At 72.8% G+C, this 24,859-nt stretch carries 26 protein-coding genes and 1 pseudogene; 8 read left to right on the top strand and 19 right to left on the bottom strand.

Going from position 1 to position 24,859, the window contains the following annotated elements:
- Nucleotides 1-49 precede the first annotated feature (49 nt).
- From ABZW30_RS16935 to clpS, 6 genes are all read right to left on the bottom strand, one after another.
- Nucleotides 50-328 carry a MoaD/ThiS family protein gene (locus ABZW30_RS16935; RefSeq protein ID WP_355671868.1) on the bottom strand — a complete coding sequence of 93 codons (279 nt, stop codon included), beginning with the start codon at nucleotides 326-328 and terminating at the stop codon, nucleotides 50-52.
- Nucleotides 329-450: 122 nt separating this feature from the next.
- On the bottom strand, nucleotides 451-570 hold the full coding sequence (locus ABZW30_RS16930; protein WP_317621128.1) for a putative leader peptide: 120 nt from the start codon (nucleotides 568-570) through the stop codon (nucleotides 451-453).
- A 150-nt stretch (nucleotides 571-720) separates the two neighbouring features.
- Nucleotides 721-1,152 (bottom strand): M67 family metallopeptidase, encoded by a 432-nt coding sequence (locus ABZW30_RS16925; protein WP_355671867.1) that lies wholly within the window; start codon nucleotides 1,150-1,152, stop codon nucleotides 721-723.
- Between the two features lie 116 nt (nucleotides 1,153-1,268).
- A complete protein-coding gene (locus ABZW30_RS16920; RefSeq protein ID WP_355671866.1) occupies nucleotides 1,269-2,711 on the bottom strand; it encodes an amino acid permease in 1,443 nt (480 codons plus the stop codon).
- 220 nt (nucleotides 2,712-2,931) lie between these two features.
- A complete protein-coding gene (locus ABZW30_RS16915) occupies nucleotides 2,932-3,504 on the bottom strand; it encodes a DUF2017 domain-containing protein (RefSeq protein WP_355671865.1) in 573 nt (190 codons plus the stop codon).
- Nucleotides 3,505-3,618: 114 nt separating this feature from the next.
- Nucleotides 3,619-3,912, bottom strand: a complete 294-nt coding sequence (clpS, locus tag ABZW30_RS16910) for an ATP-dependent Clp protease adapter ClpS (RefSeq protein WP_355671864.1) — start codon at nucleotides 3,910-3,912, stop codon at nucleotides 3,619-3,621.
- A 140-nt stretch (nucleotides 3,913-4,052) separates the two neighbouring features.
- Between clpS and ABZW30_RS16905 the strand changes: the two genes are divergently transcribed.
- Together ABZW30_RS16905 and ABZW30_RS16900 are read left to right on the top strand one after the other, a co-directional pair.
- Nucleotides 4,053-5,369 (top strand): nicotinate phosphoribosyltransferase, encoded by a 1,317-nt coding sequence (locus ABZW30_RS16905; protein ID WP_355671863.1) that lies wholly within the window; start codon nucleotides 4,053-4,055, stop codon nucleotides 5,367-5,369.
- Nucleotides 5,370-5,551: 182 nt separating this feature from the next.
- Nucleotides 5,552-6,142: an isochorismatase family protein gene (locus tag ABZW30_RS16900; RefSeq protein ID WP_355671862.1), complete on the top strand. Its 591-nt coding sequence runs from the start codon at nucleotides 5,552-5,554 to the stop codon at nucleotides 6,140-6,142.
- Nucleotides 6,143-6,211: 69 nt separating this feature from the next.
- Here the strand turns inward: ABZW30_RS16900 and ABZW30_RS16895 are convergent, their stop codons facing one another.
- The gene (locus tag ABZW30_RS16895) at nucleotides 6,212-7,216 is read right to left on the bottom strand and encodes a hypothetical protein (protein WP_355671861.1); all 1,005 of its coding nucleotides are present in this window, start codon (nucleotides 7,214-7,216) and stop codon (nucleotides 6,212-6,214) included.
- Between the two features lie 256 nt (nucleotides 7,217-7,472).
- Here ABZW30_RS16895 and ABZW30_RS16890 point away from each other — a divergent pair, with 256 nt between their 5' ends.
- Together ABZW30_RS16890 and ABZW30_RS16885 are read left to right on the top strand one after the other, a co-directional pair.
- Nucleotides 7,473-8,111: a hypothetical protein gene (locus tag ABZW30_RS16890; protein WP_355671860.1), complete on the top strand. Its 639-nt coding sequence runs from the start codon at nucleotides 7,473-7,475 to the stop codon at nucleotides 8,109-8,111.
- A 495-nt stretch (nucleotides 8,112-8,606) separates the two neighbouring features.
- Nucleotides 8,607-9,050: a hypothetical protein gene (locus ABZW30_RS16885; RefSeq protein ID WP_355671859.1), complete on the top strand. Its 444-nt coding sequence runs from the start codon at nucleotides 8,607-8,609 to the stop codon at nucleotides 9,048-9,050.
- Nucleotides 9,051-9,071: 21 nt separating this feature from the next.
- Here ABZW30_RS16885 and ABZW30_RS16880 read toward each other — a convergent pair whose 3' ends face one another.
- Nucleotides 9,072-9,638, bottom strand: a complete 567-nt coding sequence (locus ABZW30_RS16880; protein ID WP_355671858.1) for a DinB family protein — start codon at nucleotides 9,636-9,638, stop codon at nucleotides 9,072-9,074.
- A gap of 84 nt (nucleotides 9,639-9,722) precedes the next feature.
- The gene (locus tag ABZW30_RS16875) at nucleotides 9,723-10,106 is read right to left on the bottom strand and encodes a helix-turn-helix domain-containing protein (protein ID WP_355671857.1); all 384 of its coding nucleotides are present in this window, start codon (nucleotides 10,104-10,106) and stop codon (nucleotides 9,723-9,725) included.
- A gap of 116 nt (nucleotides 10,107-10,222) precedes the next feature.
- Here ABZW30_RS16875 and ABZW30_RS16870 point away from each other — a divergent pair, with 116 nt between their 5' ends.
- Together ABZW30_RS16870 and ABZW30_RS16865 are read left to right on the top strand one after the other, a co-directional pair.
- On the top strand, nucleotides 10,223-10,906 hold the full coding sequence (locus ABZW30_RS16870) for an NAD(P)H-binding protein (protein WP_355671856.1): 684 nt from the start codon (nucleotides 10,223-10,225) through the stop codon (nucleotides 10,904-10,906).
- A 41-nt stretch (nucleotides 10,907-10,947) separates the two neighbouring features.
- A pseudogene (locus tag ABZW30_RS16865) lies at nucleotides 10,948-11,352 on the top strand (GNAT family N-acetyltransferase); the annotation flags it as partial.
- 151 nt (nucleotides 11,353-11,503) lie between these two features.
- On the opposite strand, the gene mycP reads toward ABZW30_RS16865, so the two are convergent.
- From mycP to ABZW30_RS16845, 4 genes are all read right to left on the bottom strand, one after another.
- Nucleotides 11,504-12,805 carry a type VII secretion-associated serine protease mycosin gene (gene mycP, locus ABZW30_RS16860; protein ID WP_355671855.1) on the bottom strand — a complete coding sequence of 434 codons (1,302 nt, stop codon included), beginning with the start codon at nucleotides 12,803-12,805 and terminating at the stop codon, nucleotides 11,504-11,506.
- A gap of 86 nt (nucleotides 12,806-12,891) precedes the next feature.
- On the bottom strand, nucleotides 12,892-14,328 hold the full coding sequence (locus tag ABZW30_RS16855) for a hypothetical protein (RefSeq protein ID WP_355671854.1): 1,437 nt from the start codon (nucleotides 14,326-14,328) through the stop codon (nucleotides 12,892-12,894).
- 32 nt (nucleotides 14,329-14,360) lie between these two features.
- Nucleotides 14,361-14,807 carry a hypothetical protein gene (locus ABZW30_RS16850; protein ID WP_355671853.1) on the bottom strand — a complete coding sequence of 149 codons (447 nt, stop codon included), beginning with the start codon at nucleotides 14,805-14,807 and terminating at the stop codon, nucleotides 14,361-14,363.
- A 97-nt stretch (nucleotides 14,808-14,904) separates the two neighbouring features.
- Nucleotides 14,905-15,606, bottom strand: a complete 702-nt coding sequence (locus ABZW30_RS16845) for an endonuclease V (RefSeq protein ID WP_355671852.1) — start codon at nucleotides 15,604-15,606, stop codon at nucleotides 14,905-14,907.
- A gap of 200 nt (nucleotides 15,607-15,806) precedes the next feature.
- Between ABZW30_RS16845 and ABZW30_RS16840 the strand changes: the two genes are divergently transcribed.
- Nucleotides 15,807-16,052: a hypothetical protein gene (locus ABZW30_RS16840; RefSeq protein ID WP_355671851.1), complete on the top strand. Its 246-nt coding sequence runs from the start codon at nucleotides 15,807-15,809 to the stop codon at nucleotides 16,050-16,052.
- Nucleotides 16,053-16,083: 31 nt separating this feature from the next.
- Here the strand turns inward: ABZW30_RS16840 and ABZW30_RS16835 are convergent, their stop codons facing one another.
- Together ABZW30_RS16835 and ABZW30_RS16830 are read right to left on the bottom strand one after the other, a co-directional pair.
- Entirely contained in the window at nucleotides 16,084-16,782 is a 699-nt protein-coding gene (locus tag ABZW30_RS16835) for an RDD family protein (RefSeq protein ID WP_355671850.1), read from the bottom strand.
- A gap of 112 nt (nucleotides 16,783-16,894) precedes the next feature.
- Nucleotides 16,895-18,241: an RDD family protein gene (locus ABZW30_RS16830; protein ID WP_355671849.1), complete on the bottom strand. Its 1,347-nt coding sequence runs from the start codon at nucleotides 18,239-18,241 to the stop codon at nucleotides 16,895-16,897.
- 420 nt (nucleotides 18,242-18,661) lie between these two features.
- On the opposite strand from ABZW30_RS16830, the gene ABZW30_RS16825 reads away from it, so the two are divergent.
- Nucleotides 18,662-19,078 (top strand): SsgA family sporulation/cell division regulator, encoded by a 417-nt coding sequence (locus ABZW30_RS16825; protein ID WP_355671848.1) that lies wholly within the window; start codon nucleotides 18,662-18,664, stop codon nucleotides 19,076-19,078.
- Between the two features lie 152 nt (nucleotides 19,079-19,230).
- Here ABZW30_RS16825 and ABZW30_RS16820 read toward each other — a convergent pair whose 3' ends face one another.
- The 4 genes from ABZW30_RS16820 to ABZW30_RS16805 form a co-directional block, all read right to left on the bottom strand.
- A complete protein-coding gene (locus ABZW30_RS16820) occupies nucleotides 19,231-20,634 on the bottom strand; it encodes a glycosyltransferase 87 family protein (protein ID WP_355671847.1) in 1,404 nt (467 codons plus the stop codon).
- Nucleotides 20,635-20,849: 215 nt separating this feature from the next.
- On the bottom strand, nucleotides 20,850-22,457 hold the full coding sequence (locus ABZW30_RS16815) for a cellulose binding domain-containing protein (RefSeq protein WP_355671846.1): 1,608 nt from the start codon (nucleotides 22,455-22,457) through the stop codon (nucleotides 20,850-20,852).
- A gap of 230 nt (nucleotides 22,458-22,687) precedes the next feature.
- Complete coding sequence (locus ABZW30_RS16810; protein ID WP_355671947.1) at nucleotides 22,688-24,097, bottom strand: HAMP domain-containing sensor histidine kinase; 1,410 nt, start codon at nucleotides 24,095-24,097, stop codon at nucleotides 22,688-22,690.
- Nucleotides 24,098-24,114: 17 nt separating this feature from the next.
- The gene (locus ABZW30_RS16805; protein WP_355671845.1) at nucleotides 24,115-24,819 is read right to left on the bottom strand and encodes a response regulator transcription factor; all 705 of its coding nucleotides are present in this window, start codon (nucleotides 24,817-24,819) and stop codon (nucleotides 24,115-24,117) included.
- Nucleotides 24,820-24,859 lie beyond the last annotated feature (40 nt).

The following is a 24,859-nucleotide window of genomic DNA, read 5'->3' as shown; positions in this document are numbered from 1 at the left end:
AGGGTGAAGAGGGGTGGCTCCCCCACCACCGGGCGGGGGAGCCTGGAGGTCAGCGGGCGCCGCCGGCCACGGCGGGCAGGATGGTGACGCTGTCGCCGTCGGCGACGGCGGTGGAGATGCCCTCCAGGAACCGGACGTCCTCGTCGTTCAGGTAGACGTTGACGAAGCGGCGCAGCTCGCCGCCCTCCAGCAGGCGGGCGGCGATGCCGGGGTGGCGGGCGTCGAGGTCGGTGAAGAGTTCCCCGAGGTTGCTGCCGTTGCCCTCGACGGCCTTGGCGCCGTCGGTGTAGGTGCGGAGGATGGTCGGGATGCGGACCTCGATGGCCATGGGTGCGCTCCTGTGCGAGTCGTGTGGGGTGGGTGGGCCGCAGCGGGCGCGGCCGGGCGGACGGTGCCCGGGGCGCGGCACCGCGGGTTCGGCGCCGGGCCCGGGATGGGGCGAGGCGGCTCTCAGCGCGAGCGCGCGGGCGTGCCGGGACAGATCGCGCCGGCGTGCCGGCACAGGTCGATGTGCAGGCGCGCCACGAGGCGGGTGCCCGGGGCCTGGTTGCTCACATCGACGGAACGCATGGGCTCATCGTATAGATTCCCGGGCCCGCTCCGACACGCCCGTCTCGGGATCCGGATGTTCCGGTATCCGATGCTGAGACTCCGCGGGGACGACACGGGCCCGCCGACCGCTCGCGGAGGGTCGGCGGGCCTCGCCCGGGTGGGTGCCGGTCAGGCCTCGTAGACCTCGACGACCTGGACGTCTTCCTCTGTGATCTCGCCGTCCACGATGCGGAACGAGCGGAACTGGTAGGGGTCGTCCTCGCCGTTGCCGTCGGCGGTGGAGACCAGGACGTAGTGGGCGAACGGCTCGGAGGCGTAGCTCACGTCGGTGCGCGAGGGGTAGGCCTCGGTGGCGGTGTGCGAGTGGTAGACGACGACGGGCTCCTCGTCCCGGTCGTCCATCTCGCGGTAGAGCTTCAGCAGGTCGCCCGAGTCGAACTCGTAGAAGGTGGGCGAGCGGGCGGCGTTGAGCATCGGGACGAACCGCTCGGGCCGGCCGCTGCCGGCCGGTCCGGCGACCACGCCGCAGGCCTCGTCCGGGTGGTCGGCACGGGCGTGGGCCACGATCCGGTCGCGGAGTTCTCGGGTGATGGTCAGCATGCGGTCAGGATGCCATGCCCCGGCGGGCCCCCGGACAGACGGTGGGGCGCCGGGGCGTCCGAGGCCCGGTCCCGGGTGTCCGCCACCCGGTCGCGGGGTGCCGACCGCACCCGGGATCAGCCGCCGTTGCGGGCGTGCAGGTGGTCGTGGGCCACGCTGTGGACGGCCTGCGGGTTGCGGCGCTTGAGCACCTGGTAGCCGATCACCAGCACCACCGCCCAGCCGGGGAAGACGTACAGCGAGATCCGGTTGTCCTCGTCCAGCGCGATCAGCACCACGACCAGGGCCAGGAAGGCGAGCGCGGCCCAGCTGGCCCAGACACCGCCGGGGGCCTTGAAGGTGGGCGGCGGCAGGTGGCCGCCCTTCCAGGCCTTGCGGTAGCGGATCTGGGAGATCAGGATCATCGCCCAGGTCCACAGGCCGCAGACCGTGGCGACCGAGGTGATGTACTCGAACGCCCGCGCCGGGACGAGGTAGTTGAGCACCACGCCGGCGCCCATCAGCAGGCAGGAGACGGTGATCGCGAAGGCCGGGGTGCGGTGGGTGTTGAGCTTGGTGAGCTGCCCGGGGGCCTGGCCGCGCAGGGCGAGGTCGCGCAGCATGCGGCCGGTGGAGTACATCCCGGAGTTGCAGGAGGAGAGCGCGGCGGTGAGCACCACGAAGTTGATGATGCCGGCCGCGGCCGGGATGCCGATCTTGCCGAAGGCGGCGACGAACGGGCTGACGCCGGGCTGGAATTCGGTCCACGGCACGAGCGAGAGGATGACCACCAGGGCGCCGATGTAGAACAGCGCGATGCGCCAGGGCAGGGTGTTGATGGCGCGCGGCAGGGTCTTCTCGGGGTTCTCGCTCTCGCCCGCGGTGACGCCGACGAGTTCGACGCCCAGGTAGGCGAACATGACGATCTGCAGGGTCATCACGGTGGCGCCGATGCCCTTGGGGAAGAAGCCGCCGTTCTGCCACAGGTGGGTGATCGACGCGGTGTCACCGGCCTTGCTGAAGCCCAGGGTCAGCACGCCGATGCCGATCAGGATCATGCCGATGATGGCGGTGACCTTGACCATGGAGAACCAGAACTCGATCTCGCCGAACAGCTTCACCGAGATCAGGTTGGCCGCGTAGAGGATGACCAGGAAGGTCAACGCGCTGGCCCACTGCGGGATGGCGGGCGCCCAGAACTTGACGTAGACCGCGGCGGCGGTGGTCTCCGCCATGCCGGTGACGACCCAGAACAGCCAGTACGTCCAGCCGGTGACGTAGCCGGCGAAGGGGCCGAGGAACTCCCGGGCGTACTCGGCGAAGCTGCCGGAGACCGCGCGGTAGGTGAGCAGTTCGCCGAGGGCGCGCATGATCACGAAGATCACCAGGCCGGCCACCGCGTAGGACAGGATCAGGCTCGGTCCGGACTTCGAGATCGCGGTGCCGGCGCCGAGGAAGAGGCCGGTGCCGATCGCGCCGCCGATCGCGATCATCTGGATCTGGCGGCTGCCGAGGCCCCGCTCGTAGCCCTCCTCATCCGGGGTGGTGTCGACCACTTGGTCGTACGACTGCTCGGCCATGGCGCACCGTCCTGGGTGGGTCTCGTGGGGTGGAGAAGTCGTACCACGCAGGATCCGGATAGCGGTGTTCATCTGAGCGATATTTGAGCATGACCTGTTATGTTTTGCCCGTTTTGAAGAAAAATGCCCCGGCGAATCGTCCACATGCTGGACGAATCGGCCGGGGCTTGCCCGAAAGCGGGCAGGATTGCGCAGGAGAGCGGATGAAACAGGTCCGCTCTCAGTCGGTGATCGCCTCCAACAGCGACTCCTGGAGCGCCCCCAGCCACAGGTAGGCCATCACCAGCGGCTTGCGCTCGTCGCCGTCCGGCAGCTCGTAGAGGCCCTGCTCGTCCTCCTCGGCGACCTCCAGCCGGACCCCGAGGGTCAGCCGCAGGTCGTTGAGCGCGCCCAGCCAGCGCAGGCACTCGGGGGCGGCCAGCTTGAGCACCTCGGCACCGCCGAGGCCGTCCAGCGCCCGGACCACCTGGAGCGCGTCGTCCCGCTTGCGGGCCCGCAGGTCGAGCTCGGTGTAGCGGCGGAACTCGCCGGAGGCGGCGACCGCCTCGGCGTCGTCCGGCTTCGCCGGGTCGCCGTAGGCGTCCGGGAACAGCCGGGCCAGCGCCGGGTCGGCGGGGGCCTCGGTCGGGCCCTCGGCGAACAGCGCGGCCAGCGGGTCACCGCCGTCGCCGCCCGGGCCGGGGCCGATCAGTTCCAGCATCTGCACTTCCAGCGAGCGCAGGATGGAGGCCTCCACCTCGTCCAGCGCGATCGCCGCGCCGCCATCGCCGGTGCTCTCGAACAACCCAGCCATCTGTATCGGTCAGCCCGTCTTCGTCGTCTTCGGTCTTCGGCCGCGCCACCGGCCGGCGACGGGTCGGTCGCGGGTGGGCCGGCGTGCGCCCGGTGCGGTCGGTGCCCGACGCGCTCAGTCGTGCTGCAGCGTGGCCCACAGGCCGTAGCCGTGCATCGCCTGGACGTCGCGCTCCATCTCCTCGCGGGAACCGCTGGAGACCACCGCCCGGCCCCTGCTGTGCACGTCCATCATCAGCTTCCGGGCCTTGTCCTTCGGGTAACCGAAGTAGGCCTGGAAGACGTACTGGACGTAGCTCATGAGGTTGACCGGGTCGTTGTGCACGATGGTCACCCATGGCGTGTCCGGCTCCGTCACCGGCAGTCCTTCGACCTCCGGGCGCTCGATCTCCACGGGCGCGACACTCACCGCCGGGCCTCCTCGCTGCACACTCGTCCGTTGTCCCTCACGCCCCATGCTGCCATCCGGGGGAGACCCGGGCGATTCCGGCCCCGGCCTCGTCACGAGAAATCGTCAATCTGACGCTAAGTGGTAGTAGCATCATCCTCATGGACGCCACTTCAGTGCGCGCGGCCGGGTCGACCGCGTTGCTCACCGACCGCTACGAGCTCACCATGCTGCAGGCCGCCCTGCGCAGCGGGGCCGCGCACCGCCGCTCCGTCTTCGAGGTCTTCACCCGGCGCCTGCCCAGCGGCCGCCGATACGGCGTCCTGGCCGGTACCGGCCGGGTGCTGGACGCCGTCGAGAACTTCCGCTTCAGCACCGCCCAACTGGACTGGCTGGCCGACCGGGGCGTCGTCGAGGACGACACCCTGCGCTTCCTCGCCGACTACCGCTTCCGCGGCGACATCCACGGCTACCCCGAGGGCGAGGTCTACTTCCCCGGCTCGCCGGTGCTCACCGTCGAGGGCAGCTTCGCCGAGGCGGTGATCCTGGAGACGGTGATCCTGTCGATCCTCAACTACGACTCGGCGATCGCGGCCGCCGCCTCCCGGATGACCGCCGCCGCCGGCGGCCGTCCGGTGATCGAGATGGGCGCACGCCGGGCGCACGAGCAGGCCGCCGTCGCCGCCGCCCGGGCCGCCTACGTGGCCGGCTTCGCCGCCACCTCCGACCTGGAGGCCGGCTTCACCCACGGCATCCCGACCACCGGCACCGCCGCACACGCCTTCACCCTGGTGCACGACAGCGAGCGGGACGCCTTCAAGGCCCAGATCGCCTCGATGGGCAAGGGCACCACCCTGCTGGTCGACACCTTCGACCTGCACGAAGCGGTCCGGACGGCCGTCGAGGTGGCCGGCCCCGAGCTGGGCGCGGTCCGGATCGACTCCGGCGACCTCACCCTGCTGGCCCACCGGGTCCGCCGCCAGCTGGACGAGCTCGGCGCCACGAACACCCGGATCATCGTCACCTCGGACCTGGACGAGTACGCGATCGCCGCACTGGCCGCCGCTCCGGTGGACGGCTACGGCGTCGGCACCAGCCTGGTCACCGGCAGCGGCCACCCGACCTGCGCGATGGTCTACAAGCTGGTCGCCCGCGCGGGGACCGAGGACGGCCCGCTGGTGCCGGTGGCCAAGCGCGCCGCCGGCGGCAAGACCAGCATCGGCGGCCGCAAGTGGGCCGCCCGCAGGCCTGACTCCGAGGGCGTGGCCGAGGCCGAGGTGATCGGCACCGGCCCGGTCCCGGACGAGCTCCGGGCGCACCTGGTCCAGGTGCCGCTGGTGCTGGGCGGCGAGACGGTCGGCCGCGAGCCGCTGACCGCCGCCCGCGAGCGGCACGTGCGGGCCCGGGCGGCGCTGCCGCTGTCGGCCACTCAGCTCTCCAAGGGCGACCCGGTCATCCCCACCGAGCTGATCGACTGACCTCGGCCGGGCCGGATCCGCGCGGACTGGCGGTGGGTCAGAGGCCTTCCGCCCCCGCGCGCCACTCCCTAGAGTCAGCCGTAGAGTTCCCCTGGAATCCCCCGGAGTCCTCCCAGAGCCCCCGAGGGCCCCGAGGGCCCCACCACCGGGGCACACCGCCCCCACATCCGAGGATGCGAGCCATGCACCGGGCACTGATCGTCGTCGACGTGCAGAACGACTTCTGCGAGGGCGGCAGCCTGGCCGTCGCCGGCGGTGCCGAGGTGGCCGCCGCCATCACCGACCTGATCGCCGAGTCCTCCCCCGGCTACCAGCACATCCTCGCCACCCGGGACCACCACATCGCCCCGGGCGAGCACTTCTCCGCCGAGCCGGACTACGTCTCCAGCTGGCCGGTGCACTGCGTGGCCGGCACCGAGGGCGTGGGCTTCCACCCCAACTTCGCGCCCGCCGTGATCTCCGGCGCGGTCGAAGCGGTGTTCGACAAGGGCGCCTACTCGGCGGCCTACAGCGGCTTCGAAGGGCTGGACGAGAACAACCGCGGCCCGGTGGAGTGGCTGCGCGAGCGGCAGGTCGACGAGATCGACGTGGTCGGCATCGCCACCGACCACTGCGTCCGGGCCACCGCCCTGGACGCCGCACGGGCCGGCTTCACCACCCGGGTGCTGCTCGACCTCACCGCCGGGGTGGCGCCGGAGACCACCGCCGCCGCGCTGGACGAGCTGCGGGCGGCCGGGGTCGAGCTGGTCGGCACGCCGGTGGTCCGCTCCTGACGCCGACCGACGGCGACCCGCACCTGCCGACGCCGACTGGCACGTGCCGACAGCGGCCGACGCCGGGGTTCAGACGACCAGCAGCTCCACCACGTCCGTCCCCCCGGCCCGGTAGGCCTCGCGCAGTTCACCCCCGACCCCCTCCGGGTCGGCGGCCAGCCGGGCCCCGGAGACGTACACCACCCGGATGCCCAGGTACTCCATCCGGTGCTGGCCGCCGCGCACCCAGGCGGCCTCGCCCTCGCTGACGCAGCGCAGGTCGGAGTCCACCTCCACCGCGACGCCGCGCTCCGGCCAGTAGAGGTCCGGGACGCCGATGTAGGTGCCGCCGCGCATCCGCAGCTCGGGGGCGGCCAGCGGGACGGGCAGCAGCCACTCGTCCACCAGCCGGCCGACCTGCTCCAGCACGGAGTCCCGCTCGACGGCGAGCAGTTCGTCCAGCGCTGCGCGCACCCGGGGCTCGGCGGTCAGCCCGGAGTCGACCAGCTCGGCGGCCAACTCCCGGACCGTGCAACGGTTCTCCGGCCGGGAGACGGCCTCCCGCAGCACCTCGCGCACCGGCGCCGGGGCGCCCTGGTCGACCGTCCACTCGCACAGCGCGTCCGCGACCGCCCGAGCGACCGGCGCGCAGGCCAGGCCGTGCACCGAGCGGGCCACCAACTCCCGTTCGGTGCGCCGGATCCGCACCTCTCCGGCGTCCTTGAGCCGACGCTGGCGGGGCACCAGGACGTCCACCCCGGTCACCGCGGGCAGCCGGGGCACGGCGGCGAAGCCGTACAGGGCCAGGGCGGCCGCACCGGTGATCACCGCACCCGCGCGGCGGCCCTCCTCGCGACCGTTCTGCGCCGCGTACAGCAGCGCGGCCCACAGCCGCTGCTCCGGGGTGGGCTCGCCGGACTGCAGCAGGTAGACCCGGGGCAGCAGCCGCTGCCAGGGCCCGCCCCGGCGACAGTGCCCGGTGACGACCCGGGCCGGCACGCCCCGGGCACGCAGCTGGCTCGCGGTGACGACGTTCAGCTGACGCTTCGCCAGTTCGTCCAAGGACGGTGGCGGCGACGGAATCCGGTAGTTCATGCCGACACCATCCCCAACCACCGCGGCTCGCGAGCGGTAGCCTGACGCACTGTTACGCAACCGTCGCGAAACCGGGATCAGCCTGCACTAAAGTCCCCATACCCTCACTCATTTGGAGTAAATGACGTTCATATGGCTATCGGATCCGATCGAAAACGATCGCCGACCTGGTCGTCTGACCCAGAGTGATCAAGGGCATACGGCAAGAGACCCTCAGTGCGTCAATCCCGCCCCGTGGATTGCCTAGGCTTACGTCATGTCACGTGACGAGACCGCCGGCCTCCGCGCGGCCCAGCTCCGCCTCGGCCGTCTGCCCGGATACGTCCGCCGCCCGGACCCGGCCCGCCGCAGCGGTGAGAAGGGCCATACGTACAAGAAGGGCTGGGAGGTCCGCTTCACCGCCCGCAGCGAGGCGGAGATAGCCGAGATCCGCGAGCTGGTGGTCGCCGCCGGGTTCGCGCCGGCCAGGCCCTTCTTCAAGGGGCACCAGCTCATCCAGCCGGTCTACGGCATGGCCGCCGTGCAGGCCTATCTGGCCGCTAGACAGGCGGCCGAGGAACACGCCGAGCGGGTCGCGCTCGGCCGGCGCAGGCGGGCGGCGGGGGCGCGCGCGGGGACGGCACACGCCGGTACGGCGCACGTGGGTGGCGGGCGCGCCTCCAGCGGGCATGCGATCGGCCCGTCCGGCACCCACGGCACCCCCGGCACTCCCGGGACCCACCGGTGCGAGCGCGAGGAGGCCGCCGCGGTGACCGCTGCGGCGGCTGCGGCCGCAGCCGCCGCGTCCGCCCAACTGGCCCGGCGGCGAGCCGTCGAGGCCTTCCCCGCCCAGGTCGAACGCGGCAACGCCGCCGACGACCGGATCTCCCCCTCGGAGGCCCGCACGAACTCCTGACCGGGCCGCCCCGCGCGCTGCCCCGCCCCGCGCCCCGGTTGCCGCAGGCCGCCGGGGCGCGATCGCCGCACCCGCCCCGCCCACCGACACCCGCCCCGATGCAAGATCCGCCGTGAGTGCGGTTGCGCGGGCGGTTGTGCGGCCGCGGCTTCGCGCCGTGGGCGTGGACGTGAGACCCGGCAGGCCCTACGGTGGCACCTCAACTGCCGTGCAGCATCTGCCCTCCCGCACCCTCTGGCCAGCTGCGACACGCTCGCACCTACGCCCCCCGCACCACTGCGCAGCACTCCACGGACCGGCTCCGACCGGCCCTGGCCCGACCCCCTGCCCGGCAGTACCGCCGTCGCGCCGCACCGGCTGTCGCCGGAACCGGCCGAGCGGCGTCGGGTTCCGGGCATTCCATCAGATTGGTCACCCAGCGCACCGAGGGCCTACCGTAGAGTGAGCACAGATGATCGACCGCCAGAAACCCATCTCCCTTTCCGAGAAGACGAGATGACCAACCGTCACGCGAGCGCCGCCGCGCCTCCCCCCGAGCCCGGCGAACCGGAGGACGTACCACTGGAATTCGCGGCCTTCTGCGAACTCCACCGCCCCCGGTACCTCAGCTACGCCCGGGTGTGGCTGACCGGGCACGGCGACGCGGCCACCGCCGTGCAGCAGGCCTTCGCCGAAATCGCCGTCCACTGGCGGGAACTGCTCACCAGCCCCAACCCGACCGCGCTCGCCTGGCAGATCCTGCGCACCACCGTCGCCGAACACACCCGGCAGACGACCGTCGTCGACCAGGACCGCCACCCCGCCGACGACGACCTGGCGATCCTGCACTACGTCGTCGGCCTCGCCGCACCCGAGATCGCCGACGTCATCGGCACCGACACCGCCAGCGTGGCCGGGCGGCTGCGGCGCACCATGCTGCACGAGGCCTCCGGTTGGTGACCCCGCCCGCCCCCGGGCGCCTCAGAGCCGCTCGCCCGTCACGTCGAACAGGTGGTGCACCGGGTCGTGGATCAGGTAGCGGGCGAAGGACTCGACCGTGAACCGCGCCCCGTCGCTGCGGTTCCCGGTCCGCCGCCACTGCTCGCCCGTCACCGCCTCGAACGCCGCCGCCAGCGCCTCGGCGGCCTCCGCCAGTTCCCCGGCCACCGTCTGCGGCCGCTGCTCCCAGTAGCGCTCGGCGGCCGCCGTCTCATCCTGGTTCCAGTTGGGGAACAGCGGGCCGTCCTGGTCCAGCATCAGGTTCAGCCGGACCAGGAACAGCCGGAAGACGTCCCGGACGTGGCAGGCGTACTCCAGGTCCGACCAGATCTCCGGGGCCGGGCGGCGGCGCAGCTCCTCCTCATCGCCGGCCAGCACCGCCAGCCAGCTGTGCGCGTTCGCCCGGACCATCGCGGCGACGTCCGTGGGCACCACCTCCGGGGTGTCCAACCCGCAGTCGGCGCACGGGCGTTCCAGCACCCAGGTCCAGTCCTTGGTGTCGGGGACGATCGCGTCGGCGGGGCTCAGGGCGTGCTCTGAAGTGCTCATGGGCCCAGCATGACGGCCACGCCGACCCTCCGACCAGCAGCAAGGACGCCAGCGACCGCCGAAATGCTGCCAGGTTTTCCCGGGTCAGCGGTCGTCGCGCTCGTACTCCAGCCGGGCCGCCAGCAGACTGTCCAGGTGCTCACGGCTCCACGCGCACACCGCGTCCATCGGACCGAGCAGCGTGCGGCCCAGCGGCGTCAACGCGTACTCGACCCGCGGCGGGTTCTCGGCGTACTCGGTCCGGGCCACCACACCGTCCTGCTCCATCGAACGCAGCGACTCCACCAGCACCTTGGCGGTGATGCCGGCCAGTGGCACCCGCAGCTCCGAGAAGCGGCGCGGGCCCTCCTCCAGGCAACGGATGATCTTCCAGGCCCACTTGCGGCTGCCCAGCACCGGCACGGTCTGCACCGGACAGTCGGCCGGGAAGAAGTCAGCCGCCAGCGGCGCGGGACTGGTCTGCGTCATACCCCCGACGGTACCCGCTGCGAGGTCGGTACCGTTGAAGTAACCGGCACCCCCCGGTCTACCGTCCCGACAGCGGCAGCCGAACAGGCCCGCCCCCACCGGACAGGAGACCGCCCATGACCAACACCACGACCGGACAGCAGCACCGCGCGGACGTCATCGTCTACGGCGCGGGCGGACAGGTCGGCCGAGCCGTCGTCACCGAGGCCCGCCGGCGCGGCCTCACCGTCACCGCCGCCGTCCGCGACCCCGAACGCCACGCCGACCTCGCCGGGGACGGCGTCACCCTGCTGCGCTGCGACGTCACCGACCCGGTCGCCGTCGCCGCCACCGCCCCCGGGCACCCGGCCGCCGTCAGCTCCGTCTACACCCCCGACACGCCCTCCACCGAGTTCTACCGCGCCGCCACCACCGCACTCGTCACCGGCCTCGACCGGGCCGGCGTACGGCGACTCGTCAGCGTCGGCGTCGCCACCACCCTGGAGACCGCCCCCGGCGTCGCCGTCCACGACGACCCCGAGTTCCCCGAGGCGTACCGCGCCTTCTCCCTCGGCCACTCCGCCGCCCTCGACCTGCTGCACGACTCCCCCGCCACCCTCGACTGGGTCGTCGTCACCCCACCGATGGACCTCGACCGCACCGCCCCCGGCACCGGCCACTACCGGGTCGGCGGCCCCCAGGTCCTCGGCCCCCGCATCGCCCAGGCCGACCTCGCCGTCGCCGTCGTCGACGAACTCACCGACCCGGCCCACCACCGGCAGCAGATCGCCGTCGCCGAACAGCCCCTCGACGCGCGGTAATTCCCTGTACGAACCGGGCGCCGCCGGGCATCCTGGGCGCCATGCCGAGCGATCTCTCCGCCCTCTCCGTGAAGCCCGTGCTCCACGGCCCCAGCGTCCGCCTCGTCCCCCTGGACGCCCGGCACACCGACCCGATGTGGGAGCTCTGCGCCGACCCGGAGACCAACCGCCTCACCGGCACCCGCACCGCCTTCACCCGCGACCGGATCGAAAACTGGTGCACCACCCGCCCCGACCAGCCCGACCGGCTCGACCTCGCCGTCGAAGACCCCGCCACCGGCCGCTTCCTCGGCGAAACCGCCCTCACCGACGTCGACCCCGACAACTCCTCCGCCGACTTCCGGATCGCCCTCACATCCGACAGCACCGACCGTGGCATCGGCACCCAAACCACCCTCCTGGTCCTGCGCCACGCCTTCGAGACCGTCCGCCTCCACCGCGTCCACCTGGAGGTCTACGAGTACAACGAACGCGCCGCCCGCGCCTACCGGAAAGCCGGCTTCACCCTCGAAGGCCGCGCCCGCAGGCCCACCACTGGGACGGCCGCTACTGGGACGTCCTCCACATGGCCGCCCTACGGGACGACTGGCTCGCCACTCACTGACCGGGCCCGCCGTAGGGCGGCTGCTGGTACGGCGGTTGCTGATAGGGCGGCTGCTGCGGCCACGCCCTGGCAGCGGCCGCAGCCGCCGCCCGCTTCCGTCGCCGGGCCATCAGCACGGCGGCCACCGACGCGACCAGCACCACGGCACCGGCGGCGGCTGCTGCGATCACCAGGCCGGTGCTGTCGCTGCTCCCGCTGCCGGCATCCCCTTCGGGGACCATGGGCTCCACGGAGGGCTGGTCCGTCGCGTCGCTGTCGTCGTCGGTCGGCGGGGTGCCCTTCGACTCGGGCCGCTTAACCAACGGGTTCTCCTTCGGCCCGTTGTCCACTGCGGGATTCGGCTCCAGTGCCTTCGCGGGCGAGACGGTTCCGTAGCCGTAGTGATTGTTGGGCACCACCGTCCCGTTGGCGGGAGGGGTGGCCGTCTTGATCATCCGGTTGATCACCTGCCCGGCGGACAGGTTGGGGTACTTGGAGCGAATGAGCGCGGCGGTGGCCGAGACGTACGCGGTGGCATCCGAGGTACCGCTCCCAGACCCATAGCCCGTCGGAGACTTAGCCGCAGCGTGGTAGATCCCCACGCCGGGCGCGACAAGCGTGGCCTCAGGGCCGGATGTGGACTTATCCCAGACGACCCCATTGGAGTCCACTGCCCCTACAGCCACCACGCCTGGGAAGGCGGCCGGATATTCCACATCCTTCTCTGCCCCGGTGTTGCCCGTAGCGGCGATCAGCACAACGTCCTTCGAGACGGCGTAGTTGACAGCCTTGCGCAACCTTGAGTCGAACCGAAAGCCGCTCCCACCGAGGGAGATATTGACGACCTTCGCACCGTGGTCCACCGCAAAGCGGATCGCGTCCGCGAACGCGGTCGGCTGAGGAGCGGAATCATCGCCTTTCGTCCCCACCCTCACCGGCAGGATCTTCGCCTTCGGGGCCAGGCCCGCCACCCCTGCCTGGACCCCATGCCCGTGCCCAGCGATCAGGCTCGCCATAGCGGTGCCATGACCGTCACCGTCCACACGACCGTCCGTGTTGCCACCTGAGAAGTCGGCCCCGGGAAGCACCTGCCCAGCCAGATCTTGGTGATCTTGGTTCACCCCAGTGTCGATCACGCCGACGACCACCCTGTCGCCCTGGCTGACCGGCCAAACCTTGGCCTCGGCCTCGAAGGTCTTCAGAGCCCACTGCTGGTCCCTGATCTGATCGGCCGATGCCGCCGGTGCGGCGACGGCCCAGACCAGTGCCCCAGCGGCAAGGGCCGCCGTACCACGCGCCAACAGGCGGCTCGTCAAACCCGGTCACCCCACTCAACGAGGCATCCCGCAGATCACCGACCTGCGGGACGCGATCAGATCACCCGTCCGTCTACGGACCGGCCTCATTCCACCACGTTCGGGTTGGCCGGCTTGTCCGACGCCCAGGTCTCCTCGCCCTCGACGAGGTAGTCGGGCCGCTTGCCGTCCTTCCCCCGGCCCTTCTTGCGACTCTGTGCCTCGCTCATCGGCATGCCGGGCGCCATGGCGCCCGTGCCGCGCGCCTCGGGTTCGACACCCATCCGACTCCGGGTACCCAGCCCGGATCCGCCTTCCGTGAAAGCCTGTTTGCCGCGTGCTCCGACGCCGGGCGGCGTTGTCTCGCGGACAGCGCCACCGGGCCGGGCCACGGAGCCGCCCACCTGCTTGGCACCAGGCACCGGACAGCCCCCAGATCCGATACCCGAATTGACCCCGCCACCACCGGCGCTGACGGCCCGGCCCCCACGCGGTCCCGAACCCTCCACCGGCACCACGCCGTCGCGAGGGAACTCCTTGCCACCGAATCCGGACTTGCCCTGCCCGAAACTGGGCGCGACCGGGGTGCTCTGCATGGTCGGTCCCGAAGGACTGACAGTTGTCTGCCCACCGCCGCCGGCAATCGGCCCACTCGTGGGGACCGTGGACGGCACCTCGCTCACGCCAGACGTTTGGGTCCCGGAGGTCACGGGGCTCGGCACGCTTCCGCTCGGGCGGGACACCGGAGTGCCCGAGATACCCGCATCCGGACGACGGCTCGCCGTACTCGACGGCTTCGGCGAGTCCTGCGCCGTGCCCCCCTTGATCCCGGAATCTGTCGGGGTGGCCGCGTTCTTGGACGTAGAACTTGCCGTCATCGGCGGCTGGGAGGCCTTGGTCCGCTGCGGCGCGGTGACAGCCGCCGACCGTGCCTGCGTTCCCCCGGCTCCGAATGAGGTTCCCGAGAACACTGCGGCCGTCACGGCCGCCGCCGCGTTGCTCGGGTCATTCTGCGACCCGTTGTCAGGGTCCGACCGCTTTGACGCCTTGAGGTCCAGCGGCGGAGCCTTCAGCGCCGGCGTCGCGATGCGGTAGTGCATCGCGAGGGTCTGCATGACCGTCGCGGCTTCCGCCTTCTTGCGGTCGGCGATCTGGACGTGCTCGTCGTCGGTGCTGAGGAAGTCGCCGACGGTGTCCTTGAGTTTGTCCCAGTTGCCGGGCTCCTCGGGCATGTCGCGCTTGGCCTTGGCCATGGCCTCGGACATGTTGTGGAGGGTGTTGGCCGCGTCGTTGGCGTAGGCGGCGGCCTCGTTGATGCTGGAGGCGAGGCTGAGCATGCTGGTGTGGAAGGCGTTGCTGGTGGGGCCTTCCCAGGAGGTGGCGGCCTCGGTGCTGACCTTGGTGAGGGTCTTGCGGATGTCCTTGAGGGTCGTCGCCGCTTTGCGCCAGGGGTCGCCGGCGACCATGACCGCGCCGGGGTCGAGGGCCTGCGCCATCTTGCGGAGCTGGGCGTGGCTGTATTTGGTGAAGTCGGTGTAGACCACGGGTGGTTCCCCTCCGTTCGGGTCGCGGGCGGCTAAAGGGTGGCGTTGCCGCGGTTGGACGGAACGAGGCTCTGCTTCTGCTCGTACGCGACTTTGCTGGTGGCGGAGGGGTCGGCGACCGACCAGCCGTCGTCGGCGAGCATGAGCTTCTTGGCCACGTGCTGGTCGTGTTCCTCGTAGTTGGTCGCGGTGAGTTCGGCGCTCTTCTGGGCCTCGTCGATGGCGCCCTGGAGCTGGTTGAGCACGTCGCGCAGCGCGTCCCGCATGGTGCCGTAGCGGCCGTGGATCTCGGTGGCCTCGGCGAAGGTGCCGAAGGCGTCCTTGCCGATGCCGCTGAGCCCGTGGGTGCTGGTGCCGTTCGCGTCCTTCTCGAAGGTCTTGAGCAGCAGCCGCACTTGGCCGGCGAAGGTCCGGAGTTGTTCGACCTCGACCCGGTAGCCCTGTCCGTTTCCCCCGGTCGAACCGGTCCCTGCTCCCACTTCGGCGCCTCCCCCGTGCGTCCGTCCCCTGCGGTCGGGGCCGGGCCCCGGTGCCTCATGTCTAACACACCGGGCCCGAAATCCGCCCGGGGCGGGGTCAGTTCGAGGACGTCCGGGCACGCAGGGCCTCGGCCAGGGCCCGGCGGCAGAGGGAGTCGGCGTGCCGGGTGGTCTCGGGCAGCCGGTAGCGGCGGGCGAGGTCGAGGGTGGTGCGGACGGCGGTGTCGAGGCCGATGCGGTGGCCGACCGAGACGTAGACGGGTTTCACGCCGGGGCGGGTGCGGACGGCACGACCGACCTCCTCGCCGGTGGCGGGGTCGGTGAGCGGGGTCGAGGAGCCGCGTTCCGTGGCGGGTTCGCGGTGGTCGAAGGTGAAGGGGGTCTTGGCGACACCGAGGGTACGCAGCCCGGTGAGGACTCCGAGGTGGCTGGCGAGGCCGAGGCGGCGCGGGTGGGCGAGGCCGTATCCGTCGCAGACGACGGTGTCGGGGGTGCGGGTGAGGGCGGCCAAGGCGTCGAGGACGGCGGGGAGTTCACGGAAGGCGAGCAGTCCGGGGACGTAGGGGAAGGCGATCCGGCCGACGGCGGTGGCCTCCTCGACGACGTCGAGGGTGTCCCGGTCGAGCAGGACGGCCGCGGCGACGACGAGGTCGTGGTCGTCGTCGTACGCGACGTCGACCCCGGCGATCAGCCGATCCTCGGAGCTGTCGCCGTCGACGGCCTGGACGAGCGGCCGCAGTCGTTCCTGTTCGGCGATCGCCTGGGCCTCGGTGGTGGGCCAGTCGGCGGGGATGGTCACGGTCGGTTCCCCCGGTCTGCGTGGTGTGGACGGGCTCCACCGTACCGAGGGGCTCGGACGACCCCGGGGTGAGCCCGTGCGCCCCCTGTGCCCCTGACCCTGCAGGTTAGCCTGGGCTTACCGAACTCCCCTGCCGGGTAGGACCTTTGGAACCGGCACAACTCCCGCCCGTTTCCCCCGACGTGCGAAGGACCCCCGCCATGCCGCGTCCGTCTGCTGCCCAGTTCTGCCTCGGCTCGTTCACCGTCGTCGCCACCACGGTGGCACTGCTGGCCGTCTCGGGCGCCTCGGGCGTCCTGGAGGTCGCGGTGCTGGTGGCCTTCGCGTTGGCGCTCGGCACCGTGGTGACGGTGCTCTCGCTGTCCGCGTCCTCCCGCCCGGCCGACCCTGCGAAGGGCTCCGGCTCCCCGGCCACCGCCGGACGCGAGTACGCCCGGCAGCGCTGATCCGCCGCCGGGCGTCGTCCCGCGGTCGCGTTCAGACCTCGGTGGTGACCACCACGGTCTTCGCGGCCTTGTCGTGGATGCACTGCTGGAAGGGCTTGTCGAAGACGCCGAACATCCCGTCGACGAGCCACCACAGGGCGGCGCAGCAGAGCACGGCCGGGAGGATGAAGACGGCCGCCCGGGTCCAGGCGGCGGACTGGGTGGGCGAGTTCCCGTCGATCAGCATGGCGACGCGGACCTTCGTCGCCTTCTTGCCGAGGGTCTGGCCGTCCCGGCTGAGCATCAGGGCCTCGTAGATGAGGTAGATGGCACAGCCGAGCCAGAACGCGCTGGTGGAACCGTTGCGCGTGCCGAGGTCGACGAAAGGCCCGACGACGACCGCGCCGACGGCCTCGACGAGGATGAGGTCGATGAGCCGGGCGAGGATCCTTCTGGGCCAGCTGCCGATCGGCGGCATCCCGGGGACGGGGCCGGGGGTGCCGTGCATACCGGGGCCGGTGCCGTAGCCGGACGGGGGCTGGTCGTACGGCTTCTGGCCGTGGCCCGATCCACCGTAGGTGCCCTGGTAGGCGCCGGGGCCCTCGGTCGGGGTGCCGGGCGGGGCGTCGGACGGGGTCGGGCGCGGCGGTTCGCCTTCCGGCGTGCCGCCACCGGGGTACGGGGGCTGCTTGTCGAAGGAGGGCTTACCGCCCCCCTCCGGCTGGGGGCCTGAGGGGTCGTGGGTGCTCATTCCCCGAGTAGAACATCACACATTCTCGACACTTAGGACATTTTGTCCGTTTTGCCGCCTGGCCGGAACGGCCTCGCCGCAACGCCCCCCGGCGACGACCCGCGCTGCGGCCTCAGCCGCGAACCACCCTGGTCCGGGCCGCCCGGTCCTGCCAACCGCGCCGTGCCGGACGGTCGAACACCGGCCACACCAGGCCGAGCAGCAGCACCAGCCCGAGCTGTCCGACCGTCCAGCGCAGCAGCGAGCGGCCGAGACTCAACCGGGATTTGCCGGGCTGGGCGGCGTCCACCACCCGGATCCGGGCCAGCCGCTTGCCGAAGGTCTGGCCGGTCCGGGCGATCGGCAGCACCTCGTAGAGCAGGCTGACGAACACCAGGATGCCGAGCAGCACGGCCAGCTTGCCCACCACCACGTCGTCCACCAGCCAGACCTGGACCTGACGGCGGGTGAGGAAGCTGGCCATCTTGGCCTGGTCGAGCTTCTGCTGGAGGTGGTCGGCCACCGAGCGGCCGAGCGGGATCCCCGCGGCGACGGCGACCACCAACAGCACCCCGGTGTCCACCGCCCGAGCCGCCAGCCGCCGCCCCAGCCCGGCCGGCACGGCGGGGGCGGCAGCGGACCGACGGCGGACGGCGGCCTCCCGGGCCGGCCGCACGGCGGGCAGCGAAGCGGCGGGTGCGGGCACCGGAACCCGGGTGGGCGCCGGAGCGGGTACGGACCGCGCGGGAGCGGGCGCGACCTCCATCGCGGCCTCACCCTCGGCCGCCGACTCCCCGTCCGCCGCCGGATCGCCCTCCGCCCCGACCACCGGCCCCGCGGCAGCCACCGGCGTCGGCGGCTCCCGCACCGCGACCGCACCGGCGGGCGCGACCGCGGCGGCCATCTCCACAGCAACGGAAGTGCGCCCAGCCTCCGCGCTCCCCTCCTCCGATTCGGGCGCCCCCGGAAGCACCCCCCAGGAGACCCAGCGCGGCGCCCCGCCGGTCTCCATCAGGCCCCGCTGCGTCCGCGGATCCGCCTGCCAGCCGGACGCCCCGGGGGCCTCCTCCGCGGCGGGCTCGACGGTGCGGAACACCGGCCCGCCGATCACCTCCGAGACCCGCGGCCCGACCGTGAACGACGCCCCGCCGGCGGTCTGGTCGAGGTAGACCGGCCCGGTGTCGGCGGAGGTCTCGATCGGGCGCGACGACGACAGGGGTGGTTGCGAGCGCGCCTGCGGCACCGGCACCACCGGCGGCGGCACCACCCGCGTCGCGGCCACGTCGGGGGCGGGCCGCCGGGCGGCGAACCGGGGCGGCTGCAACACCTCGCCCTCGGCGGGCGCGGGGCGACTGGTGCCCGGCACCCAGGCCGAGCCGCCCCAGTACCGGACGAAGCCGGGGATGGAGGGGTCGGGGTAGTAGCCCGGCTCGGGTGCGACGGACGGGTCGCCGTCGGCGGCGAAGGGGCGGTCCGTCATGGCGGTCTTCTCTCCTGCCAGGTCCTGACGAGGGCCGATGGGAGGTCGGAACGGTCAGGGCGGGTCGGAACAGGTCGCAACGCAAGCCACGGCGGCGCGCCCGCGCGCACCCTGGGGCGCTCGGCGCGCGTGTGGGGGCGCCGGCGATGGGCGGACAGTCGCCGAGCAGTCACAAAGGGTAGTACCTCGCCGGAGTGCCGACAGGAAGTTGGCGAATCCCCGGACAGCGGACGGCCGCCCGGGGTAAGGAAACCGGCGCGCGGCAGGTGCCCGCGCGCCGCGGCCCCGGTCGTTCACCACCCCTCGGGAAACGTCCCGAAGAAAACCTGGAAACGCGTGTAAGAGCCGGCGTGGACCGCCCTCTCAAAGGTCACAGGGCCCGGAACCGGGCACGAACCGAAGGCAGAGAGGAAGACGATCATGGATCGCCCCGTCAGCGTCGTGGAGCACGAGCTGGAGCTCAACCTGGTGCTCTCCCCCGAGCACAGCGTCCCCGTCCCGGCCCGACTGACCTACGGCAGCCACGACCCGTACGCGGTGTACATCACCTTCCACCTGGACACCGGCTCCCCGGTCACCTGGGTGTTCGCCCGCGAGCTGCTGGTCGAGGGCACCTTCCGCCCGTGCGGCCAGGGCGACGTGCGGATCTGGCCGACCCGCTCGGGCCGGCGCAGCGTGCTCTGCCTGGCGCTCAGCTCGCCCGCCGGGGACGCGCTGCTGGAGGCGCCGCTGCCGGCCGTCGCGGCCTGGCTGGAGCGGGCGCACCGGCTGGTACCGCCGGGCAGCGAGCTGGCCGCGCTGGACATGGACGGCTCGCTCGCCGAGCTGCTCGCGTAGGCGTGCGCCGCAGCGCGCACCGGCGCGTGCAGGAACGATGCGTCCGGGAACGACGCGTCCGGGCACACCACCGGCAGGAACACCACGTGCCGCGACGACACGTGCCGGAACAGGCCCGGGAACCGGGCAACAGCAGCTGCGCCCCCGTCGGCTCAGCGGGCCGCGGGGGCCTGCTGACGACCGCGGGTGGCGTCCGGGCCGCCGTCGCCGCCGCGCTGTCCGGGCAGCCGGACCGGGGGCGCGCCGGCGGACCGCCGCCGGGCCCTCATCCGGATCGCGGCGGCGAGCAGGAAGCAGAGTCCGACCCACGGGTAGATCGAGGTGGGCAGCTGGCGCAGCGGTGACATGTGGAGGACGGCCGGGCCGAGCGGCTTGGCGGCCCACATCGCGAAGGACAGGAAGGCGACCAGCGTGGCCCAGAACGCGGCCCGCCAGCGGAGCCTGCGCACGCCCGCCGGGCGGGCGTGCTCGACGGAGGCCTCGGCAGCGAGCAGGACGAGCAGCGGCACGCACCAGACCCAGTGGTGGGTCCAGCTGATCGGCGAGATCAGCACGGCCGTGACGGCGGCGCAGCAGACGCCCCAGGCCTCGGCCCGGGGCAGCCAGCGGCCGCTGCGGGCGGCCCGGGCGGCGACGGCGAGGCCAGCCAGCGCGACCAGGCCGGCCCCGAGGGTGGCGAGGATTCCGGGGTCGGCGGTGTGCAGCAGGCGGGCGAAGGCGCCGCGCAGCGACTGGTTGTCGACGATCTCGGTCTTGCCGACCCGGGAGGAGTCGTAGAGGTACTTGGTCCAGAAGCCCCAGGTGGCGTCGGGCAGGAAGAGCGCGCCGATCAGGAAGGTGCCGAGGAAGGTGAGGCCGGCCGTGAAGGCGGCCCGGACCCGGCCGGTGAGCAGCAGGTAGACGGCGAACAGGCCGGGGGTGAGCTTGAGGCCGGCCGCGATGCCGATCGCCGTGCCCTTGCTACGGCGCGTGTCCGAACGGGTGAGGTCCCAGAGGATCAGGCAGGCGAGGGCGAGGTTGATCTGGCCGTACCGGAGCGTGGTGAAGACGGGTTCGAGCCAGACGCCGAGGCCGGTCACCAGGACCACGCCGATCGGTCGCAGCTCGCGGCGGGGCCAGCCGACCAGCTTGAAGGACAGGTGGGTCAGCAGGGCGAGCAGCCCGAGGTTGCCGAGAGTGATCACCACCCGGAGGAAGGGGACCGGGAACCAGGTGGTCGGGACGAACAGCATCGCCGCGAACGGCGGGTACGTCGCGGGCAGGTTCCACTCGGTGACGCGCAGCGCGTACAGGTCGGTGCCGTTGGCGACGGCGGCGCCCTCGGCCCGGTAGACGATCATGTCCACCATCGAGGTGTGGACGAAGTGGCGGACCACTGCGTACACGACCAGGGACAGCAGAGCCAGGGCCGAGGCGGCCAGCAGCGGGCGGCGGGGCGCCTCGCGCAGCGCGCGCACGGGGGCGCCGAGCGCGAGCCGCAGCCGGTCGGACAGGGGGGCGGGCGAGGGGTCGGGTACGGTCCGCACCGGGCTGCGCTCGTCTTGCACCGCTGTCACTGTCCACTCCGTCCACCGCTCGGCCAACCAGCGACGATACCGGATGGTGCCGGACCCGGCCTGGGCACGATCGACTACACAGCGTCATAAACGCGGCCCGAGCTGCGGAACAGTGACGCCCCGGCCGCCCGTGCCCGGCTGCGGGCTGAGCACGGACGTCCGGGGCCGACCAGGGGCCCGGGGGGGGAGAACAGGGGCCCGGGGGCGGGGGGACCTCAGCCGGTGTAGCCGCCGAGGGTCCGGGTGAAGTCCAGCGGCTTCTGGACGATGCTGCTGCAGGTGGCGTCGGCGTAGCCCTTGGCGCCGCCGTCGCAGGCCTTGTCCCGGGTACCGGACCACATCGCCAGCCAGGCCAGGTGCTTGGTCGCGGCGAAGTCGGCGAGCTGCTTGGCGTCGGCCACCGTGAAGACCTCGCTGGCGACGTCGTTGACGCCGATCATCGGGGTGACCGCGACCTTGCGCCAGGCGGCCGCGTCGTCCAGCCCCAGCACACTCTTGACCTGGGCCTGGGTGGCGGTGGCCGCGGCGATCGCGTAGGTGCCCATCCGGCCCTGTGGGTTGGGGGCGACGCCGTCGCCGAAGTCCATCGCCATGATGTCGACGGCGCCGATCGCGACGCCGTTGGCCTTGGCGTCGGCGACCAGGTTGACGCCCTCCTGGGTCAGACCGGAGGGCAGCGCGGGCAGGGTGAAGGAGACGTCGAGGGCCTTGCCCTTGGCGGCGGCGTTCTTCTGCAGCTGGGCGACGGCCTGGGCGCGCCGGGTGTTGGCGGCGGCGTCGGCGATCGCACCGCCCTCGACGTCGAAGTCGAGCTTGGTCACCCCGTAGGCGTCGACGACCTTCTGGTACGCGGCGGCCAGGTCGGCGGTGGAGCCGCAGGCGAGGGCCAGCTCGCTGCCGTTGGCGCCGCCGAAGGAGACCCGGACGTCGCCGCCGGCCGCCCGCAGCGCGCCGATCTGGGCGGCCACCGCGTCGGCGGACAGGTCGCTCACGCCGCCCCACTTGGGCACGCAGCCGCCGCCGGAGACCACGAAGGCGAGGTTGAAGTTCTTCACGCCGGCGGCCTTGGCGGTGGCGGCCAGGTCGTAGGGCGGGTAGAGGGAGGTGTCCACGTACGGGGCGAAGCCGGCCCCGGCGCCGGCCGGGGGTACGGGCACACCGGTCGCCGTGGGGGTGGCGGTCCGGCCGGGGCCGGTCGTCACAGGGGCCGGCGCCGGGGTGGTCGGCTTCGCGGTGGCGGTCGGGGTGGGCTTGGCGGTGGCGGTGGCGCTCGCACTGGCCGAAGCCGTGGCCGAGACCGTAGCCGTAGCGGTGGGAACCGCGGTGGCGGTGGCCGTCGGCCGCCCCGAGGGCGTGGGCACGGTGCCGTCGCCCGCCTTGCAGGAGACGTTGTCGATCAGACAGTTGCCCGGCTCGGCCTGCGCCGCGCCCGTGCCCTGGGCGACGAAGCCGACCACCACGCTCTTGCCGGGCTCCAGCCGCTTGCTCCAGGACTCCGGCTTGACGGTGATGTGCTGCCCGTCGGCGGTGAAGGTGGCGTTCCAGAGCGAGTCGATCTTCGCCCCGGTCGGCAGGTCGAAACTGAGCGTCCAGTCCTCGATCGCGCTGCGGTCCGGGTTGGTGACCAGGTACTGACCGGTGTAGCCGGAGTCCCAGTCGCTGGTCCGGCTGTAGACGGCGCCGAGCGAGGCGGCGCTGGCCGAGGAGGCGAGCACCACGACCCCGCCCGCGACCACGGCGGCGGCGACCGCGGAGGCCCCGATGATCGAGCCCTTGCGGCTGCGCCTGCGGCGACCGGAACGGCGGGTGGGCTGGCTGGTCATGGCGCGCTACCTCCGAGTGCCTTCGCCGGTCGGGTGACCGGCGCGACCGACGCTAGCGGCGCGGCAGCGGCCGAAGCGGCGGGCTGAGCATGCGGTAGAACTCCCTTAGGCCGCAGTTAAGGAACGGCCCCGACACCGCCCCGAACCGAACCGAACCGAGCTGAGCTGAGCTGAGCTGAGCTGAGCTGAGCCGAACCGAGCCGAAGGCGCGCGGGCGGGACGACACCGGGTCACTTCGGGAACAGCGCGCCCCGCGAGCGCCGCCGCCCGGCCCGCGCGGGGGTCGCCCCCTCCGCCCGGGTGCGCAGCCGCAGCCGGGTCTCCGCGCCGCCGAGGACCGCGGAGCGGCCGAGCGCCAGGTCGCCGCCGGTGGACTCGGCGAGCTTGCGGACGATGTCCAGGCCGAGGCCGGTGGAGCCCTCGCCGCCGTGGCCCTCGCCGCGCTTGAGGGCGGCGGCCGGGTCGCTGTAGCCCGGCCCGCCGTCGCCGACCAGCACGATCACCGAGCAGTCGGTGGCCAGTACGTCCACCGAGAAGGCGGTGCCGACGGCGGTGTGGCGGAAGACGTTGCCGAGCAGCGCGTCGACGACAGCGGCCAGGTCCGCACGCTGGACGGGTACCGGCACGGCCTGTTCGGCGCCGGCCAGCTGCCAGCGGCGGCCCTCGTCCTCGGCCAGCGCGGACCAGAAGCCGACCCGTTCGCGGATCACCTCGGCGGCATCGCAGCCGACCACGACGGCGGGCACGTCCTCGGGGGCGCGGCGGGCGGAGCGGATGATCTGGTCGACCTCGCGTTCCAGTTGGGCCACCGCGTGCCGGGTGGCGTCGGCCGCGTCGCCGTCGCCGAGCGAGGCGGCGTTGAGCCGCAGCACGGTCAGCGGGGTGCGTAGCCGGTGCGACAGGTCGGCGGCCAACTCGCGTTCGGCCGCGACGAGTTGGACCACCCGGTCGGCCATGGTGTTGAACGCCTGGGCGGCCTCGCGCAGTTCCTCGGGGCTGCCGTCGACCTGCTTGCCCGCCACCGGGACCCGCACCGCGAGATTGCCGGCGCCGAGCGAGCGGGCGGCGGTGGCGAGCCGGCGGGCGGAGGCGACGATCCGGCCGCCCATCCGGTCGGCGACCAGCACCGCGATGGCGACCAGGCCGAGCGCGACCGCGGAGAGCACCAGCCAGGCGGTGGAGACGCCCCGGGTGAGGTCGCTCTCGGCCACGAACACCTCGACCACGGCGGTCCGGCCGGTGTCCACCGCGACCGGCTGGAGCAGCGTGTAGCCGCCGGGCACCGCGACGGTGAAGGAGCGGCCCTGCCCGCCGGCGGTGGCCACGTCGCCGAGGGCCGCACGCCCCTCGCCGATGGTGGGCCCGTCCGGCCCGCCGCCGGTCGGCACCCCGGTGGGCACCGGCAGGTGCACCGCCATCCGGCCCTGCGCGCCCGCGTCGGTGCTGGCCAGCGCCCGGTTGACGGCGTCCTGGTCGGTGGTGATGGCCAGCGCCGGGCCGAGCGCGGCGGCCTGCCGCTCGGCGGCGGTGAACGCCCGGTCCCGGGCGGTCTGTTGGACCATCAGGCCGAGCGGGATGAGGAAGGCCAGGGCGACCATGGTGGTCCCGGCCACGGCGGCCTTGATCAGGGCCCAGCGCAGCGAGTGCGCGAACCGCTTCACGTCCGGTGTCCCCCGGGGTCCCCGACGGGCTCCAGCCGGACCCCGACGCCGCGGACCGTGTGCAGATAGCGGGGGTTGGAGGCGCTCTCGCCGAGTTTGCGGCGCAGCCAGGAGAGGTGGACGTCGATGGTCTGGTCGCCGCCGTAGGTCTGCCGCCAGACCTCGGCGAGGATCTCCTTGCGCGGCACCACCACGCCGGGCCGGCCCGCCAGGAAGGCCAGCAGGTCGAACTCACGCCGGGTCAGGTCGAGCGACCGCCCGTCCAGGACGGCCTCGCGCCGCTGCAGGTCGATGGCCAGTCCGCCGACCCGCAGCACCTGGGCGACGGGCGCGGCGCCGCTGCCGAGCCGGCGCAGCACGGCGGCCATCCGGGCGCTCAGGTGCTCCCCGGAGAAGGGTTTCACCAGGTAGTCGTCGGCCCCGTCGTTGAGCAGTCGGACGATCTCCGCCTCGTCGTCCCGGGCGGTGGAGATGATCACCGGGACGTCGGTCAGCCCGCGGATCATCTTGAGCGCCTCGCTGCCGTCCAGGTCGGGCAGTCCCAGGTCCAGGATCACCAGGTCGCAGCCGACCTGGGCGACCTCCCGCAGCGCCTCCAGAGCCGTGCCCACGCTGCGGACCGCGTGACCGGTGTCGGTCAGGTGGCGGATGAGGGCGGAACGTACGAAGGGGTCGTCCTCGACCACGAGCACTGTTGCCATGGGCCTGCACGGTACGCCATCGGCGGGCAGTGGTCTGTAC

Origin of the sequence: Kitasatospora sp. NPDC004669 (genome assembly GCF_040609455.1) — a bacterium.
Lineage (GTDB): Bacteria > Actinomycetota > Actinomycetes > Streptomycetales > Streptomycetaceae > Kitasatospora.
This window is presented reverse-complemented; position numbering and strand designations above follow the sequence as displayed.

What these genes read in the sequence shown, in the direction of transcription:
- ABZW30_RS16920 (WP_355671866.1), bottom strand. Translation starts at nt 2,711, where the DNA reads ATGGCCGAGCAGTCGTACGACCAAGTGGTCGACACCACCCCGGATGAG.
- ABZW30_RS16875 (WP_355671857.1), bottom strand. Translation starts at nt 10,106, where the DNA reads ATGACGCAGACCAGTCCCGCGCCGCTGGCGGCTGACTTCTTCCCGGCC.
- ABZW30_RS16840 (WP_355671851.1), top strand. Translation starts at nt 15,807, where the DNA reads ATGCCGCGTCCGTCTGCTGCCCAGTTCTGCCTCGGCTCGTTCACCGTC.
- ABZW30_RS16835 (WP_355671850.1), bottom strand. Translation starts at nt 16,782, where the DNA reads ATGAGCACCCACGACCCCTCAGGCCCCCAGCCGGAGGGGGGCGGTAAG.
- ABZW30_RS16915 (WP_355671865.1), bottom strand. Translation starts at nt 3,504, where the DNA reads ATGGCTGGGTTGTTCGAGAGCACCGGCGATGGCGGCGCGGCGATCGCG.
- ABZW30_RS16930 (WP_317621128.1), bottom strand. Translation starts at nt 570, where the DNA reads ATGCGTTCCGTCGATGTGAGCAACCAGGCCCCGGGCACCCGCCTCGTG.
- ABZW30_RS16925 (WP_355671867.1), bottom strand. Translation starts at nt 1,152, where the DNA reads ATGCTGACCATCACCCGAGAACTCCGCGACCGGATCGTGGCCCACGCC.
- ABZW30_RS16895 (WP_355671861.1), bottom strand. Translation starts at nt 7,216, where the DNA reads ATGAACTACCGGATTCCGTCGCCGCCACCGTCCTTGGACGAACTGGCG.
- ABZW30_RS16905 (WP_355671863.1), top strand. Translation starts at nt 4,053, where the DNA reads ATGGACGCCACTTCAGTGCGCGCGGCCGGGTCGACCGCGTTGCTCACC.
- ABZW30_RS16815 (WP_355671846.1), bottom strand. Translation starts at nt 22,457, where the DNA reads ATGACCAGCCAGCCCACCCGCCGTTCCGGTCGCCGCAGGCGCAGCCGC.
- ABZW30_RS16900 (WP_355671862.1), top strand. Translation starts at nt 5,552, where the DNA reads ATGCACCGGGCACTGATCGTCGTCGACGTGCAGAACGACTTCTGCGAG.
- ABZW30_RS16885 (WP_355671859.1), top strand. Translation starts at nt 8,607, where the DNA reads ATGACCAACCGTCACGCGAGCGCCGCCGCGCCTCCCCCCGAGCCCGGC.
- ABZW30_RS16830 (WP_355671849.1), bottom strand. Translation starts at nt 18,241, where the DNA reads ATGACGGACCGCCCCTTCGCCGCCGACGGCGACCCGTCCGTCGCACCC.
- ABZW30_RS16890 (WP_355671860.1), top strand. Translation starts at nt 7,473, where the DNA reads ATGTCACGTGACGAGACCGCCGGCCTCCGCGCGGCCCAGCTCCGCCTC.
- ABZW30_RS16805 (WP_355671845.1), bottom strand. Translation starts at nt 24,819, where the DNA reads ATGGCAACAGTGCTCGTGGTCGAGGACGACCCCTTCGTACGTTCCGCC.
- ABZW30_RS16870 (WP_355671856.1), top strand. Translation starts at nt 10,223, where the DNA reads ATGACCAACACCACGACCGGACAGCAGCACCGCGCGGACGTCATCGTC.
- ABZW30_RS16880 (WP_355671858.1), bottom strand. Translation starts at nt 9,638, where the DNA reads ATGAGCACTTCAGAGCACGCCCTGAGCCCCGCCGACGCGATCGTCCCC.
- ABZW30_RS16935 (WP_355671868.1), bottom strand. Translation starts at nt 328, where the DNA reads ATGGCCATCGAGGTCCGCATCCCGACCATCCTCCGCACCTACACCGAC.
- ABZW30_RS16825 (WP_355671848.1), top strand. Translation starts at nt 18,662, where the DNA reads ATGGATCGCCCCGTCAGCGTCGTGGAGCACGAGCTGGAGCTCAACCTG.